This is a genomic window from Rhizobium sullae, from assembly GCF_025200715.1.
Taxonomy (GTDB): Bacteria; Pseudomonadota; Alphaproteobacteria; order Rhizobiales; family Rhizobiaceae; genus Rhizobium; species Rhizobium sullae.
Map to the genome: position 1 here is coordinate 2732020 of NZ_CP104144.1, position 17469 is coordinate 2749488.

Here is a 17469-nt window from a genome sequence, read left to right on the forward strand (position 1 = left end):
GCGGCTATCGCCCCGCCGCCCGGAGCCCTGTCAGAGCGGGTGTTTCATGGACCGGATCAGGCGCAGGCTGCGCCGGCCCGCGGTCGCGGCGGCACCGACAAGGACGACCCAAAGCGCAAGCCAAAGGACATGGTTTTGCAGACCCCAGTAAGGCTCGCAGATCGAGACAACAGCAGCCACAGTGACGACCGCCATGCGGTGCTGCTTCGCCATAGGGCCGGAGAAATCGCTGCCATGACCCGTCGCCCGCCCAAGCTCGCGGACATAGGCCGTCAGCACTGCGAAGGCTGCAGCCGCCCAGCCAAGGCCCGGATAGCCGATGCCGAGCCCGATGCCAGCAAAGATCAGTATGTCGGCGGCGCGATCTGGAAATTCATTCCAGAAGGGACCGTCGGCTTCCGCCTTGCCCCCTTCGACCGCCACCATGCCGTCAAAGAGATTGCAGAGCAGTCTCGCCTGGCAAGAGAGCGCTGCGAACGCGAGAAGACCCATGCGCGAGTAGCCGGCGTCGCGTCCGGCAAGAAAGAACAGGAGACCGGCGATCGCAGCGGCAGCGATGCTTGCCTGCGAAATCTGGTTCGGCGTGACGGATCTCGCCGCGATCTTCTGCGCGATCGCCTTTGCCCACCAGCTGTTCCGGCTGTTCAGTGGCCGGCGGTCTTCAGTGTCGGTCATCACTTACCTTTCGCGATCGCAATGGAATAGTTGTAAATCGCTGCATAGCTGGTGGAGACGGCAAGCGGTACGGCAACGGTTCTTAATATTTCGGGTGTTCCGCTGAGTGTATGGATGACAATGAGAATGCTTGCCGAGCCGAGGCAGGCGATCAGAGGTGGGGCAATGAATGCAGCAGAACGTGAGAAGCGCTTCGAAAGGCTTTCGACCGCCGATTTCAGGAACAAGGTGAGGCAGCCAGAAAGCGCACCCTGAACAAACCCGGCAAGCAACATGCGCGGCAGCGGATGAGCTCTATTGGCGAAGAGTGCCCAGCTGCCCATCGCGAGAAAGGCGAACGATACATGCACGGCGCTGCTGCGCCCGAGCCGTCCGATCCAGTCACTCATGTCAGCGACCACCAGTAGCGGACGAGGTGAAAGAAGATTGGTGCCGAAAAGACCACGGAATCGAGCCTGTCGATTAGGCCGCCGTGACCCTCGATGAGATTGCCCCAATCCTTGACACCCCGGTCACGCTTGATAGCCGACATCACCAGACCGCCGAAGAAACCCATTAGAGTGATGACCAGCGAAAGCAGGCCTGCCTGCAATGGCGTAAACGGTGTGATCCACCAGAGCGACGCCCCGATCAGCGTTGCACTGGCGACGCCGCCTGCAAAGCCCTCGACGGTTTTCGACGGCGAGAGTTTCGGGGCGATCTTCGTTCGCCCGAGAAGTTTGCCCCAGACGTACTGCAAGACGTCGCTAAGCTGCACGACGATGACCAGAAATGCGATCAAAAGAACGTTGCGGCCCTCGTAGCCGGGAATATTCAGCGTCAGCAGCGCCGGCACGTGCGACGCGCAGAAGACGCAGATCATTAAAGCCCACTGAACCTCGGCAATGCGGATAAGGAAGCGTTCGGTGTCTCCCCGAAGCACGGAAATGATCGGCATCAGCAGGAACGCGTAAACCGGTACGAAGATCGAATAGATCCCGTATTCTTCCGCCCACAGAAGATAATATTGAATGGGTAGAACCACGAAGAACGCCGAGGCAAGCGCCCAGTGATCGGCCCGCTTGGTGTTCGTCAGCGTGATGAATTCTCGAAGCGCTGCAAAGGAGCAGAAGGCGAAAAGAACGATGACGCCCGCGCGGCCCGCCAGAAAGGCGATGCCGATGAAGATCACCATGATCCACCAGGCCTTGATGCGGGCATTCAGGTTCTCGACGGCACTGTTCGAGCCGTCCGGCGAGAGACGCCGATGCAGGACATAGCCGACCAGCGAGGCAAAGATCAGCACGGCGAAAATGCCGAGCACCAGCGTGATGAGATCGGAGCGCGCGTCGTTCATTCGCTGCCGCCTGAATGTTTCGGAGAAAGGGAAATCAAGGCTGCCCTTGCCCTTCCCAGGAAGCCATCCTTGGTTTCGCCGGGTTCAAGCCGTATCGAATTGCCGAAGGTGACGGTGCAGATCAGAGGGATTGGCACGATCTCGCCTTTCGGCATCACGCGGTTGAGATTGTTGATCCAGACGGGCACGAGATCGATGCCGGCGCGAGCCGAGGCGAGGTGGAAGATGCCGCTCCTGAAGGGCAGAAGCGGCTCGTCGGTCTGGTTGCGCGTGCCTTCTGGAAACAGGATCAGCGACGAGCCGGCATCGATTGCGGCAACCATCTGCTCGATCGGGTCCTGCGTGCGCTTTTCACGGTCACGCTCGATCAGCACGGCATTGAAGACTTCGCGGCCAATGAAAGTGGTGAGCGGCGATTTCAACCAGTAGTCGGCCCCGGCCACAGGCCTTGCGCGCCTGCGCAGGCGCGGCGGCAAGACTGCCCAGATCAGAATGAAATCGCCGTGGCTCGAATGGTTGGCAAAATAGATGCAGCGCCGCGGCGGCAGACCTTCGCCCGCCCAGATCGCACGCACCGCCGTGATTGCGCGGGCAAACAGGACGATAGTGATCGCGACTGGCTTTGCGATCAGTCTTTGCATCTGCCTCATCCGGCCGTATTCCCACATTCAGGAAACACGAACGTAGCTGCGTTTTTGCCAAACCGGAAGATATTCGAAGAGCCGGGTAAAGATTTCCACATGCTGCGGACTACGCCGTGCGCTCTTCACCTTGGGAAAGCTCCCGCGAAACGAGGATCTTGTCGACGCGGCGGCCGTCAAGATCGATGATCTCGAAGCGCCAGCCATCCTTCACGAAGCTTTCGCCAAGGTCCGGCAGGTGTTTCAACTCTTCCAGCACAAGGCCGGCGACGGTCTGGAATTCAATGTTATCCTCCAGCTTGAAGCTCATGAATTCCGCGAACTCGTCGATCGGCGTCCAGCCAGAAACAAGATAGGAACCGTCGGCGCGGCGAACGATTGCCTGCTCATCAGCAGGTCCTTCCTGCAGCGCGCCCATGATCGCTTCCATGATGTCGCCGGACGAAACGATACCCTCAAAATGCCCGTATTCGTCATAGACGAGAACCATGTGGACCGGCGATTTACGGATTGCTTGGATGACATGCGTTGCCGTCGAAAGATCCGAGATCACCGGGACGTCATGGGCAAGGGACTGGATATCGGCATGACCATGCGTGTGCAGCGCATCATAGAAGTCTTTCACAAAGAGTACGCCGAGCACCTCGTCGGAGCTGTTGCGGCGCACGGGCAAGCGCGAGCGGCGCGTCTGGTGCAACTGCTTTCGCGTTTCCTCAAGGCTGTCTTCGATATCGATGACTTCGACGTCGCGGCGCGGGGTCATCAAGGCTCTCGCCGTGCGGTCCGCAAGGCGCATGACGCCGGAGATCATTGCCGATTCCTGGCTCTCGATCACGCCGGCACTCTGCGCCTCGGCGAGCACGGTCTTGATTTCCGCGTCTGTCACGCCATCACTGCCTTTTCCGGATTGCCCAAGTAACGAAAGCACAAGCTTACCGGAGGCATCGAGAAGCCAGACGAGCGGCAAAGCAATCTTGGAAAGTACAGCCATGGCCGGGGCCACCTTGCTGGCGACCGCTTCCGGTTCGCGCAGGGCAATCTGCTTCGGCACCAGCTCGCCGACAATGAGCGAAAGATAGGTGATGGCAACGACCACCGTGCCGACGCCAAGCGCATCGGAGACGGCAGGGGAAACGCCCTGTACGCCCAACCAGGCAGAGAGACGGCCGCCAAGCGTGGCGCCCGAAAAGGCACCCGAGAGAACGCCGACAAGTGTAATCCCGATCTGAACGGTTGAGAGAAAGCGTCCGGGATGTTCGGCGAGTTTGATAGCTTGGGCAGCCCCTCGGCTTCCCTGATCGGCTAGCACCCTGAGACGCGCGGGACGCGAGGAAACGACGGCAAGTTCGGACATTGCGAGCACACCGTTCAAGATCGTGAGCAGCACAACGATTGTGATTTCCAGAAACAAAAGAAGCCTATGATATTGACAGCAATGCCTCAAAATAGGGGCAAAGCGCCGACAATGAAAGCAGGGCTGCACCCTTTGCGTCGGCTATTTTTGTTTTGACGCTTCCATGTGTTCGCGCGGATTGATCTTTTCACTGTGCCGAAGCCGGTGAGACCCGCCATATGGTGTTGCCTACGTCGTCGGCAACGAGCAGCGCGCCCTTGATATCGATTGCAACGCCGACAGGGCGGCCAAAGGCTTTGTCGTCAGGACTGACGAAACCCGTCAGGATATCTCGCGGCGGACCGGAAGGCTTGCCGTCGGCGAAGGGCACGAAAATCACTTTGTAGCCGCTGCGAGGCTTGCGGTTCCAGGAGCCATGCTGGCCGACGAAGGCGCCGCCGACATAATCCGGGCCAAACAGATTGCTCGTATTGAAGGTGAGACCGAGTGAGGCGGTATGCGGACCAAGGGCGTAATCCGGGACGATCGCCTTGGCGACGAGATCGGGATTCTGCGGCTTAACCCGGCTATCGACATGCTGGCCGAAATAGCTGTAGGGCCAGCCGTAGAAACCGCCATCTTTCACTGCGGTCATGTAGTCGGGCACGAGATCGCTGCCGAGCTCATCGCGTTCGTTGACCGCAACCCACAGCGCGCCAGTCCGCGGCTGCCAGGCAAGACCATTCGGATTGCGCAAGCCGCCTGCGAAGACGCGAACGGCCTTTGAGGCAAGATCGATTTCGAGGATCGCGGCACGGTTCTTTTCGGCTTCCATGCCGTTTTCTCCAACATTGCTGTTGGAGCCAACGGTGGCATAGAGCTTGGTGCCATCGGGACTGGCGATGAGATCCTTGGTCCAGTGACGATTGATCGGACCTGCTGGCAGATCGGCGATCTTCTCGCCTGGGGTGGTGATTTCCGTTTCACCGTCCTTATAGGGAAAAGCCATGACCGCATCGGTATTGGCAACGTAAAGGATGCCGTTGGAATACGCCATGCCGAAGGGTGAGTTGAGACCCTTCAGGAAAGCCGCTCGCATCTCGGCTACACCATCACTATCGGCATCGCGAAGCAGGGTAATGCGGTTTGCACTCGGCATCTCCGCTCCGGCTTTGCCCATCATCAGCCCCTCCACCCAATCACGGGGGCTGAAACCGGTCTTATCGATATTTGGCGGCCTGTTGCTTTCGGCAATCAGGACATCGCCGTTCGGCAGGACATGGATCCAGCGCGGGTGGTCTAGGTCCTTGGCGAAGGCGTGAACCTTCAGCCCGTCCGCGGCTATTGGCGTGGCGCCATCTGGCCAGCCTGCTGCTTCCGCGACATTGACCGTCGGGATCAATGTCGGGTTCGGCGCGGGCAGCGCGGGCGAGGCACCGTAACCTTGCTCGATCGGGACGGTTGCGGATTCACGCTCAAAAGCGAATATCCACCCGCCCGCGACAAGGATGAGAAGAAGGACGGCAGCGATGATCTTCTTCATGGAAGACCTCCATGCAAGTCGGGTGCTAACGCCTTGGTACGCTATAGGTTTCAACGTTCCCGAGAAAAGTTCCAACTTGGGAGCAACGTCACAATGCTCACGATGCCAACAACTGGACGGCACGACGGGCAAATGCAGCTCTACAGCTTAGCCCAGCCTCCATCGACCAAAAGGACGGTAAGTCCGGCGGCAAGAACCTACGATGTCGAGGGGCCCGCGGGTGCACGTGCCGGAGGCGGTTGTCGACAGAGGTGACCGAGTAGAAGGCGGTGAGCTATCCGTGTGATGGACATCGCCGGTGTCGATGAAGGCGGCGCGGCCGGTGCGTTGCAGCTGCCGGCGGGCTCGATCCGACAAGCTCGTAGAAAAGCGCAACAGCGGCTTGACGACATCAAATGTGCACGTGCTCACGAATTTTATCGGGAACACACCGAGCGCGAGGACATTAAGTCCTCCGTAGAAGGAGGATGCCATGCCGGACGTTTCAAATTGCAGCGCGCAGTCAGAAATTATCTCGCTTCTTCCGGCGCTTAGAGCCTTTGCGCGGCGTTTCGAGCGCGTCGACAACGACGCTGAGGATCTCGTTCAGGAGACGGTTTCGAAGGCGCTTTGCCATATCGAGCAGTTTCAGGACGGTACGAGCCTGAAATCCTGGCTCTTCACCATCATGCGCAACACTTATTGTAGCAGCTACAAACGCCGCAAGCGCGAACCGGTCGGCTGCATCGGCGACCTCACCGAATGCCAGGTGCCGGTCAAATCGACGCAGGACTGGTCGCTGAGAGCCCGTGACGTGCAGGCGGCGATCGACAAACTCGGCGCATCTCATCGCGATGCATTGATGCTCGTGGCGAGCGGCACGAGTTACGAGGAAGCGGCGGCGATCTGCGACTGCGAGGTGGGCACCATCAAGAGCCGGGTGAACCGCGCCCGCAACCATCTTCTGGAAATGCTCGGCGAGACGCAATCTTCCGAGGCGGCTTCGATGCACTAAAATAAAAGGGACGATACGATGAACCACCAAAACAGAGACGAATGGATCGCCAAACGGGCTTATGCACTCTGGGAGGGATGCGGCCGTGAACATGGCCGCAACGTCGAGCACTGGGCGCAAGCCACCCGCGAGTACGATGAACTGGAGCGGACACGCGCCTCGGCGGATGGGCAGGAGGTCTTGGTGCGGTTCCGGCCAAAGCCTGCAATCACGATATCGCCGCGACGCGCTGAGCCGGGTTCCGCCGCCATGAGGGGCTGAGAATTCAGCGATAGGGACGGCTGAGGCGCCGCAGAGGCAGCAAAATCGGGCAAGTCACGACCGCGCGCTGGCACGGGAACAGGGCCTTTAGGGGGCTCTGCATGCAGGAGGCGCGGCGGCGTTAGTTTTTTGTTCCAGCTTGAGATTTGGCTATCGTGAAGATCACTCCGGAGATATCTGTGCAGCCGAAATCTTCACCCCCTGGCGCAACCTGCATTCATGCTCCTTTGCCCGTAGGGCAAGGCGATTGCCGAAGTTCAGCGCCGCTGGATGCAGGTTGTTGCAGCTGTCGCCCGGAGCCCTTCTCCCTTCCATTCGCGGTTTATGAGCCGACTAACAGGTTCAGCCGAGACCGATCGCTTCCTTCACCCTCTTGCGCGACAGCGGCAGATCGACCAGCCGCTTCCCGGTCGCGTTGCGGATCGCGTTGGCGACTGCCGCACAAGCCGGTCCTTGCGCCGCCTCGCCTGTACCGAGGAAAGGCTGACCGGGCCGGTCGATAATATGCACTTCGACACTTTCTGGAACGCTTGCAAAGCGCAGCATCGGATAGCTCGACCAATCGGTGCTGGTAATGCGCGTGCGATCGAAGGTGACGGCTTCGTAAAGCGTCCAACTGATCGATTGCAAGATGCCGCCCTCCGTCTGGTTGCGAATGCCGTCAGGATTGACGGCCTGGCCGCTGTCGATGGCGGCGACGGCGCGCAGCACCTGCACGCGCCCGGTTTCGCGCTCGACCTTGGCTTCCATGGCGACCGCCAGATAGGCGGCATGGTTCTTGTAGCGGGCGAAAGCAAAGCCGCGGCCATGGCCCTGCGGCACTTCGCCCCTTCCCCAGCCGAATTTCTCCGCCGCGAGCTTCACGACATCGCTGGCGCGATCATCTTCCAGGTGACGCAGGCGGAATTCGACAGGATCGGCCCTGGCGGCGATCGCCAGTTCGTCCATGGTGCTTTCGATCGAGAAGATATTGGCATAGGCACCCAAGCCGCGCAGCGCCGAAACCCGGAGCGGCATGTCAGGAATGAAATGCCAAAGCACCCTGCGGTTCGGGATCGCGTAGAGAGGATCGGCATTCCGATCGCCGCTGCCGTTGGGATTGATACTAAGTGTCGGCGGCTTTTGAGGCGTTGGCCGCTCCTTGGTGCGGCCGGCAAGCAGCGCGCCGGCATCGCCGGGGCGCGTGCTGTGCGTATTGCTCCACAGATCATAGGTCCAGTTGTCGATCCTGCCGTTTGCATCAAGCGATGCCCGAACCTTTGACACCATGCCAGGCCCGAAAGGTTCCCACATGTGTTCCTGCTCGCGCATCCACTGGACGCGTACCGGGCGACCGGGAATTTTCATGGCGATGAGTGCTGCGTCGGCTGCCGCGTCGTCCGCGCCATTGTGCCCGTAGCAGCCGGAGCCTTCCATATGGATGACCCGCACCGTGTCTTCCGGCAGGCCAAGCATTTGCGCGATCGCCGTACGATCGGGGAAAACGCCCTGGGTGTGAGACCAGATATCGAGGTTGCCCTCGGCCTTTAGAAGCGCCACCGCACAGGAGGGGCCGATCGAACCGTGCATCTGATAAGGGCGCGTGAAGGTTGCCTCATAGATCGCGCCGTCCGGGAAGCTCGGAATGCCGGATTCCGCCACGGTTCCGACATCCCTTTCCAGGGCGACGAGAACGGCGGCCAGGTCGGTCTGGTCAGGAAGCGTCGCGGGCTCGTCCCAATGGGCCGCCCTTTCGATGGCGCGCATCGCCTTCACCGCCTGCCATTCTTTCTCCGCCACGACGGCAAGGAAACTGCCGTCACGGATGACGGAAATGATACCGGCCATGGCAGCGGCCGCAGTGGAATCGATGTCTTTCAGCACCGCGCCGTAGCTCGGCGGGCGTATAACGCGCGCGTGCACCATGCCTTCGAGGCGCAAATCCTGCACATAGGCCACCGCACCGGTGACCTTGCCGGGAATGTCGATGCGCGGCACATCGCGGCCGATGATGCTCAGCGCATCCGGCGGTTTCAGCTTCGATTGCGGCTGGGCTTCGAGATGCAGGAACTGGCCCGTGACCAGTTCGCCATAGGTCACCGATCTGCCGTCCGGAGCCGAAATGCTTTTCTTTTCCGCCTTGAGCTGTTCAGGCGGCACGTTAAAGCGCCGCCCCGCCCCGGCAATCAGCAGTTCGCGAACCTGCGCGGCGGCATCGCGGATTGCGGTGCCGCTGTTCTGCATCGACTGGCTGCCGGCCGTAAAGCCTTCGTCAGGCGTGCGTCCGGTGTCGGCTGTCACGAGCGTGATGTCGCCGGGCTCGACTTCCAGTTCCTCGGCGGCGACCTGGATCAGCGGCGTGCGGATACCTTGCCCAAGCTCGGCTTTGCCTGTGAATACCGTGATCTTGCCGTCAGAATCGATCCTTATCCAGCTATCGAGATAACGGTCGTCGTCCAGGCTGCCCGGCAGCTTGGGTTTTTCGTGCGCCGCAGCCGGCGTATCCTGCGCCAGCGCGCGGATTGCAGAGAAGCTGACAACGAGTGCTCCGGTGCCGGCAAGTAGGCCACGCCGGGTGATTTCATGCTTGGTAAGAATACCCATCATCCTGCACTCCCATCGGCAGCCAGCCCGGAAGCTTCCATCAATTCGCTAGCGCGCCTGATGGCGGCAAGGATGCGCATATGCGTGCCGCAGCGACAGAGATTGGTGCGTAACGCCGACCGGATTTCCTCGTCGGTCGGTTTAGCGTTCTTCGTCAGCAACGCTGCTGCGCTCATCATCATGCCGGGAATGCAAAAGCCGCATTGCACCGCCTGTTTCTCGATGAAGGCCGCCTGCAGCGGGCCGGGTTTTTCGGCGGTTCCAAGCCCCTCTACGGTCAAGATTTCCTTGCCTTCGACGACGATGAGCGGCGTCACGCAGGAAAGCACGGCGTGGCCGTCAACCACGACGGTACAGGCTCCGCATTGGCCGAGGCCGCAGCCGAATTTCGCGGCGTTGAGTTCAAGATCGTTGCGAAGTACATAAAGCAGTGGTGTGTCGGGCTCGCTGTCGACTTCATGGATTTGTCCGTTGACGTTGAGCGTTGTCATTTCGCCTCCTTCGCGCCGACATTGGCCGGCGCTCTCTCAATTCCTTCCGAGGGGCGGACGGCGACGAAATATTCGCCGGAACGTGTGCGGCTGACGAGCTGCTGCAGATCGAGCCAGGCGTCGCGTCTCGTGAAGCGCCGGCGCATGAAATCCAGCAGATCGGCGACCTGCCGGTCGTTCAATGCGCCAGCAAAGCCGGGCATCACAGCACTTGTCTGACCATCGGCAGGCGGCAGGCCGAAAAGCACGACATTGACGATGTTCTGCGGGTTGGCGGCATTGACGGCGGTGCTGAGATTGAAGTTCAACCCGCCAAACGGCGCCGCGCGGCCGGACTCATGACAGGTGGCACAAGCCGCACCATAGATAGCGGCACCCGGATGCGCGACAAGATCGGCCGAGGCTCGGTTCTCATCGATCGACGCAGTAAGCATCCCGTCTTGGTCTGGGACGAACTGTTTCTTCAGCTGCTCGGCCTTCTGCACACGCTCGGGAGCCGGCTCGCCCATAATCGAGGCGACATAGACTGCAATCGCGTTAATATCGCTATCGGGAAGCGCACCGAGATTGCCCGTGACTTCCGCCATCGGACCACGCGAAACACCGTGGAACGCGTGGTAGCCGTGGCGAAGATAAAAGGCGAGCGACTCCTTGTCCCACGGGATCGGCGACGGGCTTTCGGCATTGATTGCATAAGCCTGCCAGCCTTCCGCCTCACCGCCTCCGAGGTGTCTGCTGCGATCTTCGGCGCCGAGGGCGTTTCGCGGCGTATGGCAGGCGCCGCAATGGCCGAGGCCTTCCGCAAGATAGGCACCGCGGTTCCATTCGCCGCTTTTCTGCAGATCGGGCGCGAAAGCTCCCTTGGTGAAGAAGAGCAGCTTCCAGCCGGCAAGGATCGGCCGCACTTGGAGCAGGAACGGCAACTCATTTTCCGGTGCCGTTGCCTTGATCGGCGTACGCGTCATCAGGAAGGCATAGAGTGCCTTGTTGTCCTCATCGGTGACGCGGGTAAAGTGTTCATAAGGGAAAGCCGGGTAAAGGTGATTGCCTTCCCGATCCACCCCTTCGCGCATGGCGCGCTGGAAGGCAGCTTCACCCCAGCGCCCGATGCCGGTTTCATCATCCGGCGTGATGTTCGTCGAATAGATGTTCCCGAAAGGCGTCGGGAGTTTAAGACCCCCGGAGAAAGCTTCCTTTCCCGGGACCGTATGACAGGCGATACAGTTTCCGACCGCCGCGAGGCTTGCTCCCTTGGCGATCAGCGCGTCATCGAAGCGCGCGTTCTCCGACGGGTTCCGAGGCTTTATTTCTGGGCGCCAGGCAAGAAAGAAGAATGCGAGACCGAAAATGATGAAGAGGGTAAGGATCGTTGAGAGCAGGCTGATGGCTCGCATTGCCGATATGACCCTCCCGGAGTGCAAACCGAACTCCACAAAACGCGAGGGACAGGGATTTGTTCCCGAAATACGCGCTGGTATCGCTAGCGCTTGGCGATCGTGCGGGCCAGCTTCAGGTCGCCGCGGGCGTCATCGTCGCAGGTGCGCATAAGACGCCCGGTGGCGCGCAGCATCTCGATCAGGTCAGTGCCATCGCTGGACGCCTTTGTCATTTCGAGCTGTTCAAACTCGGCCGCCGCCTGCCGCCAGTTTTTCGCATCGCTCCCATAGGGGCGTCCCTCCGCCTCCCAGATGGCATAGGCGCGCTGGCTGATCCAATCTTCCTTATTGCGAAACATGACACCCAGCTGAAACGAGAAAAAATATCGGGTTGGAGGTTGCCAGATTTCGCTTACGGAGTTGTTACTTCAGCCCGCGAATTTGACCAGAAATTCTTTGCAAATGCGCCATTTCAGATCTTCTCCAAATTCCGCCTGCCGAAGCAGCCACGAAACCCGCGGCCTCAACCCGTCCGCTCAGCAAGCTCGATGAGGATGCCGTCGGGATCGCGCAGGAAAGCAACCTTGTGCAGAACTTCGGAATTGTAAGCGAGACGCGGGCGCTCCTTCATCTCGACGCCGGCCGCTTCGAGCTTCGCGAAGGTTTCATCGACGCTGCCGAACAGAAATGTCAGATGGCGGAGACCGGCCGCGCCTTCCGGCACGTCGGTTGCCCGCACGGCACCGCTCGCGGGCGCGAAGATTTCCAGCATGCCGCCGCCGGCATCGAGAAAAGCAACGTGCGAGCCGTCCGGCATCGTCTTGCGCAGGTGCAGCCGAAGCCCGAGCAGGTCGCAATAAAAGGCGACGGCACGGTCGATGTCGCTTACCGTCATGCCGATATGTTCGAAGGATTTCAGCATTCAAAATTCCTCCCGGAGATGACGCTCGAACTGACTGCCGTGGCTTGCCGCCGTCAAGACAGAATCGTGTGATGGCAATCGAAGCGACCATTCGGCTTGCGGTCGATGAAATCGGACGCTATCTGACTGGGGCCGCTAAATCACGACTTAACCATCGAAAGCCGGGAGACAGGGCATGCGAAAAGCGATCATCGTCTGGGGCGGCTGGCAGGGCCACGAGCCGGAGGCATGCGCAAACGCCGTCGGCGAACTGCTGCGGGAAGACGGCTTTTCGGTCGAGATTACCGCCGATCTCGACATCTTCGGCTCGCCGGTGATTGCCAACACCGATCTGCTTGTTCCGATCATTACCGGGGAAAAGCTGGAGAAGGAGCATGCCAATGCGCTAGTGACGGCGGTTCGCGGCGGCCTTGGCCTTGGCGGACATCACGGCGCGCTTGCCACATCCTTCAAGGAAAATGCGCCATTCCGCTATGTTTCGGGCGTCACCTGGGTTTCGCATCCAGGCAACATCATCGACTTCCGCGTGAACGTGAGCCGGCAAAACGATCCGCTGATGCAAGGCATTCCGGACTTCGACTACCACTCGGAGCAGTACTACCTGCACTACGATCCGTCGATTGAAATCCTGGCGACAACCACATTCACCGGCGAGTATGACGAGGCCGCACGCAATGTCGTGATGCCGGTGGTCTTCAAGCGCCATTTCGGTGCGGGCCGTGTCTTTTATTCCGCGCTCGGCCATGTTGCGGCCGAATTCGACCATCCGTACATGCCCCTCATTCTTCGCCGTGGCCTTGCCTGGGCTTCACGCCGGTAGCTCTTCGCCCGGCGGCGGCCTGTCCAGTCATAATTTGACCTTGCCCCGCCGGGACAGATGTGATCGATTTCGGGCGCTGCTGGAGGGCGGCAAATTTCAAATCACATGAGCGCAAGCTCGACCGCGACGGAAGGTCATCATGTCTCAGCTTCTCGACGACGCCTCATCGGGCGGCCTGTTTGTCGGCCGCGTCTGGAATCCGCAGGCAGCCGGTCCGGCCATTGTCACGATCCGTGACGGAGAGATTATCGACATAACGTCCAGGGAAGCGCCGACATTGAGCGCGCTTCTGGAGAAGGATGATCCGGTCGCCTTTGCGCGCGCTGTAACCGGCAAAACACTCGCTTCGCTCGAAACAGTGGCGGCAAATAGTGTCGGCCGACCTGATGCGGCTAGGCCTTATCTACTGGCACCAGCAGACCTTCAGACCGTGAAGGCTTGCGGCGTGACCTTCGCGCAATCGATGATCGAGCGGGTGATCGAGGAGAAGGCTGCCGGCAATCCGGATCGTGCGGCGTCGATCCGCGACCGCGTCGGTGCGCTGATCGGTGGTAGCCTCGCCAACATCAAGGCAGGCTCTCCGGAAGCGGCAAGGGTCAAGCAGGCGCTGATCGATGAAGGCATGTGGTCGCAGTATCTCGAAGTCGGCATCGGGCCGGACGCCGAGGTCTTCACCAAATCCCCGGTGCTGTCCTCCGTCGGCTGGGGGGCCGATGTCGGCCTGCATCCGATTTCGACCTGGAACAATCCGGAACCGGAAATCGTGCTTGCGGTGAACAGCCGCGGCGAGATCAAGGGCGCGACCCTCGGAAACGACGTCAACCTTCGCGATATCGAAGGCCGCTCGGCACTGCTGCTTGGCAAGGCGAAAGATAATAATGCCTCCTGCTCCATCGGCCCTTTCGTTCGGCTATTCGACGACTCTTACGGCCTTGGCGATGTCCGCAAGGCCGAGCTCGACCTGAAGGTCACCGGCGAGGACGGCTTCGTGCTTAACGGAAAGAGTTCAATGTCGAAGATCAGCCGCGACCCGACCGATCTCGTCAGGCAGACCTGCGGAGCCCATCATCAATATCCGGACGGTTTCATGCTGTTCCTCGGCACGCTTTTTGCCCCGACACAGGACCGCGACGCACCCAATCAAGGCTTTACGCACAAAATCGGCGATGTAGTCGAGATCTCTTCAGTTGGGCTTGGAACGCTTACAAATACGGTTCGTCTCTCAACCGAATGCTCTCCATGGACGTTTGGCATTTCGGCGCTGATGACCAACCTCGCAAAGCGGGGGCTGCTCTAGCTTGGGAGCGCCCACAGGCTGCTCTCGCTCAAGCCGTTGCGAAGCGATGCCGTTGTCATCCAGCGAGCACTCAAATCTGCACGATCAGGCCGTCTTCGGCAGTCTCGAAATTTACGGTCGGTCGTTCAGCTAACATATCCTCGCTCATGTGGGTCAAGATGACACGCTTCGCACAGATCGCCGGAAGATGGTTCTCGAGCGTCGCCAGATCGAGATGGAGCGGCACCGGCTTTCGCCGGAAGTACGCCTCGGCGATCAGGAGATCGGCGCCTTCAGCCGCTGCGACCAAGGTGTCGGTCCATTCGGTGTCACCCGTGTAGGTCACGATGCGTTTTCCAATCTCGAGTCTAAGCGCGAAGAACGACCCCTCCGGCTGCCCGTGCCTGACAAGGAAGGGCGTCACCTTCACATTGCCGAAATCTGCCTGCATCCCGGGCTCGAGTTCCCGCAATTGCAGATCAAAACGCTGTTTTGTTTTTGCAGACCCTGGAAATCCCGTTTCCATCACCCTGACGAACCAGTCCGGCAGCCCTGGAGGCCCGGCAATGAGCAGCGGCTCCGTCCGCTTTGAAAAGAACTGCGCATCCAGAATGAAGAACGGCAGGCCGCCGAAGTGATCGGCGTGGAAATGGGTCACGAAGATCGCCTGGATATCGTTTCGGCCGATCCCCAGCTTCTTCATCGCAATGAGTGACGAAGCTCCACAGTCGATCAGGAAGTTCGTGCGCTCGCCTGTGACATGGAAGCAAGTGTTGAAGCGTCCGCCGCTGCCAAAGGCATCGCCGCATCCGACGAATTGCAGTTGCACCGTCATATTATTCTCCAACGCGAATGTAGCCGTTTGTTTAACCGCTACCGGTTGCGCCGGATCCCCTGCAGGAGATCGAGAACGGAGTTGGCGGCATCGAGGACGTTCGTGCCGGGGCCGAAAACGGCGGAGATGCCGTGATCGGCCAGAAACTGATAGTCCTGGCGCGGGATGACACCGCCACAGATGACGATGACATCGCCGCCGCCCTTGGCTCTCAAGCTCTCGACGAGCTGCGGCAGCAGAGTCTTGTGGCCGGCGGCAAGCGACGAGACACCGATGACGTTGACCGTCTCGCTGATCGCCATTTGGGCGGCCTCTTCCGGTGTCTGGAAGAGCGGGCCTGTCAGTACGTCGAAGCCGATATCGCCGAAAGCTGACGCGATCACCTTGGCGCCGCGGTCGTGCCCATCCTGGCCGAGTTTAGCGACCATGATCTTCGGCTTGCGGCCCAGCGCCTCGCTTACCGTCGACATGCGGTTCTTCAAAACGGCGAGTTCCGGCTCGCCGCGATAGGCTTCGCCGTAGACATCCCGGACGACCTCGGGTGTCGCCACATGATCGCCGAAGGCCCGGCGCATCGCATCCGTTATCTCGCCGACGGTGGCCCGCGACCGCGCCGCCTCGATGGCGGCTTCGAGCAGATTACCTTTGCCGCTGCGCGCCACCTCCGCGAGGGCTGCGAGCGTTTCAGCGGCCTTGGCGCCGTCGCGCCGCCGTCTCGTCTCCTCGAGCCGCTTGATTTGCGACGTTCTCACGGCACTGTTGTCGATATCGAGGATGTCGATCGGCTGTTCGTTGTCGAGACGGTATTTGTTGACGCCGACGATGATCTCGTCGCCCTTGTCAACCGCCGCCTGGCGGCGGGCAGCGGCTTCCTCGATCAGCCGCTTCGGCAGGCCGTCGTTGACGGCGCGCGTCATGCCGCCAAGCGCCTCAACCTCCTCGATCAGGCTCCATGCCTTGTCGGCAAGTTCCTTGGTCAAGCTTTCTACGTAGTAAGAGCCGGCAAGCGGATCGACGACCTTGGTGACGCCGGTCTCGTGGCTCAGGATGAGCTGTGTGTTGCGGGCGATGCGGGCGGAAAATTCCGTGGGCAGCGCGAGGGCCTCGTCGAAGGAATTGGTGTGCAGCGACTGCGTGCCGCCAAGCACCGCCGACATCGCCTCGAAGGCCGTGCGGACGATATTGTTGTAGGGATCCTGTTCCTGCAGCGACACGCCCGAGGTCTGGCAATGGGTGCGCAGCATCAGCGAGGCCGATTTTTGCGGTTTGAAGTCCTCCATGATCCGGGTCCAGAGCAGGCGGGCGGCGCGCAGCTTTGCCGCCTCCATGAAGAAGTTCATGCCGACCGCGAAGAAGAAGGAAAGACGTCCGGCGAAATCGTCCACGTTCAGGCCCTTGGCGATGGCGGCCCGCACATATTCGCGGCCGTCGGCCAGCGTGAAGGCGAGCTCCTGCACCAGCGTCGCACCTGCTTCCTGCATGTGATAGCCCGAGATCGAGATCGAATTGAACTTCGGCATTTCCTTCGCCGTATATTCGATGATGTCTGCGACGATCCGCATCGAGGGTTCGGGTGGATAGATATAGGTATTGCGGACCATGAACTCCTTGAGGATGTCGTTCTGGATGGTCCCGGAAAGCTCTGCCCTCGATACGCCTTGCTCCTCGCCTGCAACGATGAAGGAGGCGAGGATCGGGATCACCGCACCGTTCATGGTCATCGACACGGACATCTCGCTCAGCGGAATGCCGTCGAAGAGGATCTTCATGTCTTCGACGCTGTCGATCGCCACGCCGGCCTTGCCGACATCTCCCTCGACGCGCGGATGGTCGCTGTCGTAGCCGCGATGGGTGGCGAGATCGAAGGCGACGGAGAGACCTTTCTGGCCGGCGGCGAGATTGCGGCGATAGAAGGCATTGGATTCCTCAGCCGTCGAAAACCCCGCATATTGCCGGATCGTCCAAGGCCTGCCGGCATACATGGTGGCGCGCGGGCCGCGGGTGAAAGGCGCAAATCCCGGAAGGGAGTCGAGATGCCCAGCGCCTTCCAGATCTGCGGCCGTGTAGAGCGGCTTGACGTCGATGCCTTCCGGTGTGCGCCAGGTCAACGTCCCGAGCGGAGCGCGCAGTTCCTTCTCCGCTAATGCCGCCCAATCCGCAGTCGTCTTCTTGGCCATGTTTTCCTCCGGCATTTTTGGTTTTGACCGTACGCTATCACTCGAAGCGCATGCGACGCGATAGGGCCTTAGGATAATTTACGCAGGAAGCCGGCGATTTCCATGGCCAGCGTGACGCCTATCGCGCCTGTCTCGACCGCCAGCGCAGGAGGTAGGATTCGAGCGCATAGGCGTGACCGTTGAGAGAGAAGCCGGCTAAGCCGAGA

17 protein-coding genes are annotated in these 17469 nt (G+C 60.4%); 4 read left to right on the forward strand and 13 right to left on the reverse strand.

Features of this window, described 5'->3' with window-relative positions:
• Positions 1-30 precede the first annotated feature (30 nt).
• The 6 genes from N2599_RS33945 to N2599_RS33970 form a co-directional block, all read right to left on the reverse strand.
• Positions 31-675, reverse strand: coding sequence for a CDP-alcohol phosphatidyltransferase family protein (locus N2599_RS33945; protein ID WP_027511538.1), 645 nt, complete (start codon positions 673-675; stop codon positions 31-33).
• On the reverse strand, positions 675-1064 hold the full coding sequence (locus N2599_RS33950) for a hypothetical protein (protein ID WP_027511539.1): 390 nt from the start codon (positions 1062-1064) through the stop codon (positions 675-677). Before N2599_RS33950 ends, N2599_RS33945 begins: the two co-directional genes overlap by 1 nt.
• Positions 1061-2011: a phosphatidate cytidylyltransferase gene (locus N2599_RS33955; RefSeq protein ID WP_027511540.1), complete on the reverse strand. Its 951-nt coding sequence runs from the start codon at positions 2009-2011 to the stop codon at positions 1061-1063. The genes N2599_RS33950 and N2599_RS33955 overlap by 4 nt, the downstream gene beginning before the upstream one ends.
• Positions 2008-2652, reverse strand: coding sequence for a lysophospholipid acyltransferase family protein (locus N2599_RS33960; RefSeq protein ID WP_027511541.1), 645 nt, complete (start codon positions 2650-2652; stop codon positions 2008-2010). Before N2599_RS33960 ends, N2599_RS33955 begins: the two co-directional genes overlap by 4 nt.
• 109 nt (positions 2653-2761) lie before the next feature.
• Positions 2762-4063 carry a hemolysin family protein gene (locus N2599_RS33965; protein ID WP_027511542.1) on the reverse strand — a complete coding sequence of 434 codons (1302 nt, stop codon included), beginning with the start codon at positions 4061-4063 and terminating at the stop codon, positions 2762-2764.
• A 130-nt stretch (positions 4064-4193) separates the two neighbouring features.
• Positions 4194-5528, reverse strand: a complete 1335-nt coding sequence (locus N2599_RS33970) for a PQQ-dependent sugar dehydrogenase (RefSeq protein ID WP_027511543.1) — start codon at positions 5526-5528, stop codon at positions 4194-4196.
• Between the two features lie 472 nt (positions 5529-6000).
• Between N2599_RS33970 and N2599_RS33975 the strand changes: the two genes are divergently transcribed.
• Both N2599_RS33975 and N2599_RS33980 read left to right on the forward strand, forming a co-directional pair.
• The gene (locus tag N2599_RS33975; protein WP_051336688.1) at positions 6001-6522 is read left to right on the forward strand and encodes a sigma-70 family RNA polymerase sigma factor; all 522 of its coding nucleotides are present in this window, start codon (positions 6001-6003) and stop codon (positions 6520-6522) included.
• 18 nt (positions 6523-6540) lie between these two features.
• Positions 6541-6783 carry a DUF2934 domain-containing protein gene (locus N2599_RS33980; RefSeq protein WP_027511544.1) on the forward strand — a complete coding sequence of 81 codons (243 nt, stop codon included), beginning with the start codon at positions 6541-6543 and terminating at the stop codon, positions 6781-6783.
• Between the two features lie 342 nt (positions 6784-7125).
• Here N2599_RS33980 and N2599_RS33985 read toward each other — a convergent pair whose 3' ends face one another.
• From N2599_RS33985 to N2599_RS34005, 5 genes are all read right to left on the reverse strand, one after another.
• Positions 7126-9366, reverse strand: a complete 2241-nt coding sequence (locus N2599_RS33985; protein ID WP_027511545.1) for a xanthine dehydrogenase family protein molybdopterin-binding subunit — start codon at positions 9364-9366, stop codon at positions 7126-7128.
• Positions 9366-9857: a (2Fe-2S)-binding protein gene (locus N2599_RS33990; protein WP_027511546.1), complete on the reverse strand. Its 492-nt coding sequence runs from the start codon at positions 9855-9857 to the stop codon at positions 9366-9368. The genes N2599_RS33985 and N2599_RS33990 overlap by 1 nt, the downstream gene beginning before the upstream one ends.
• Entirely contained in the window at positions 9854-11251 is a 1398-nt protein-coding gene (locus N2599_RS33995) for a c-type cytochrome (RefSeq protein ID WP_027511547.1), read from the reverse strand. The genes N2599_RS33990 and N2599_RS33995 overlap by 4 nt, the downstream gene beginning before the upstream one ends.
• An 86-nt stretch (positions 11252-11337) precedes the next feature.
• Positions 11338-11592 (reverse strand): DUF2934 domain-containing protein, encoded by a 255-nt coding sequence (locus tag N2599_RS34000; RefSeq protein WP_027511548.1) that lies wholly within the window; start codon positions 11590-11592, stop codon positions 11338-11340.
• 164 nt (positions 11593-11756) lie between these two features.
• Positions 11757-12155, reverse strand: a complete 399-nt coding sequence (locus N2599_RS34005; protein WP_027511549.1) for a VOC family protein — start codon at positions 12153-12155, stop codon at positions 11757-11759.
• 175 nt (positions 12156-12330) lie between these two features.
• Between N2599_RS34005 and N2599_RS34010 the strand changes: the two genes are divergently transcribed.
• The gene (locus N2599_RS34010; RefSeq protein WP_027511550.1) at positions 12331-12975 is read left to right on the forward strand and encodes a ThuA domain-containing protein; all 645 of its coding nucleotides are present in this window, start codon (positions 12331-12333) and stop codon (positions 12973-12975) included.
• 139 nt (positions 12976-13114) lie between these two features.
• Positions 13115-14272 carry a fumarylacetoacetate hydrolase family protein gene (locus N2599_RS34015; RefSeq protein WP_027511551.1) on the forward strand — a complete coding sequence of 386 codons (1158 nt, stop codon included), beginning with the start codon at positions 13115-13117 and terminating at the stop codon, positions 14270-14272.
• A 70-nt stretch (positions 14273-14342) separates the two neighbouring features.
• Here the strand turns inward: N2599_RS34015 and N2599_RS34020 are convergent, their stop codons facing one another.
• Together N2599_RS34020 and scpA are read right to left on the reverse strand one after the other, a co-directional pair.
• Complete coding sequence (locus N2599_RS34020; protein ID WP_027511552.1) at positions 14343-15080, reverse strand: MBL fold metallo-hydrolase; 738 nt, start codon at positions 15078-15080, stop codon at positions 14343-14345.
• A 44-nt stretch (positions 15081-15124) separates the two neighbouring features.
• Positions 15125-17263, reverse strand: coding sequence for a methylmalonyl-CoA mutase (gene scpA, locus N2599_RS34025; RefSeq protein WP_027511553.1), 2139 nt, complete (start codon positions 17261-17263; stop codon positions 15125-15127).
• Positions 17264-17469 lie beyond the last annotated feature (206 nt).

Excerpts from the sequence above, each read along its gene's own strand:
- N2599_RS34000 (WP_027511548.1), bottom strand. The coding sequence starts at position 11,592 with ATGTTTCGCAATAAGGAAGATTGGATCAGCCAGCGCGCCTATGCCATC.
- N2599_RS34005 (WP_027511549.1), bottom strand. The coding sequence starts at position 12,155 with ATGCTGAAATCCTTCGAACATATCGGCATGACGGTAAGCGACATCGAC.
- N2599_RS33945 (WP_027511538.1), bottom strand. The coding sequence starts at position 675 with ATGACCGACACTGAAGACCGCCGGCCACTGAACAGCCGGAACAGCTGG.
- scpA (WP_027511553.1), bottom strand. The coding sequence starts at position 17,263 with ATGGCCAAGAAGACGACTGCGGATTGGGCGGCATTAGCGGAGAAGGAA.
- N2599_RS33960 (WP_027511541.1), bottom strand. The coding sequence starts at position 2,652 with ATGCAAAGACTGATCGCAAAGCCAGTCGCGATCACTATCGTCCTGTTT.
- N2599_RS33970 (WP_027511543.1), bottom strand. The coding sequence starts at position 5,528 with ATGAAGAAGATCATCGCTGCCGTCCTTCTTCTCATCCTTGTCGCGGGC.
- N2599_RS33985 (WP_027511545.1), bottom strand. The coding sequence starts at position 9,366 with ATGGGTATTCTTACCAAGCATGAAATCACCCGGCGTGGCCTACTTGCC.
- N2599_RS34015 (WP_027511551.1), top strand. The coding sequence starts at position 13,115 with ATGTCTCAGCTTCTCGACGACGCCTCATCGGGCGGCCTGTTTGTCGGC.
- N2599_RS33975 (WP_051336688.1), top strand. The coding sequence starts at position 6,001 with ATGCCGGACGTTTCAAATTGCAGCGCGCAGTCAGAAATTATCTCGCTT.
- N2599_RS33990 (WP_027511546.1), bottom strand. The coding sequence starts at position 9,857 with ATGACAACGCTCAACGTCAACGGACAAATCCATGAAGTCGACAGCGAG.
- N2599_RS33950 (WP_027511539.1), bottom strand. The coding sequence starts at position 1,064 with ATGAGTGACTGGATCGGACGGCTCGGGCGCAGCAGCGCCGTGCATGTA.
- N2599_RS33955 (WP_027511540.1), bottom strand. The coding sequence starts at position 2,011 with ATGAACGACGCGCGCTCCGATCTCATCACGCTGGTGCTCGGCATTTTC.
- N2599_RS34010 (WP_027511550.1), top strand. The coding sequence starts at position 12,331 with ATGCGAAAAGCGATCATCGTCTGGGGCGGCTGGCAGGGCCACGAGCCG.
- N2599_RS33980 (WP_027511544.1), top strand. The coding sequence starts at position 6,541 with ATGAACCACCAAAACAGAGACGAATGGATCGCCAAACGGGCTTATGCA.
- N2599_RS33995 (WP_027511547.1), bottom strand. The coding sequence starts at position 11,251 with ATGCGAGCCATCAGCCTGCTCTCAACGATCCTTACCCTCTTCATCATT.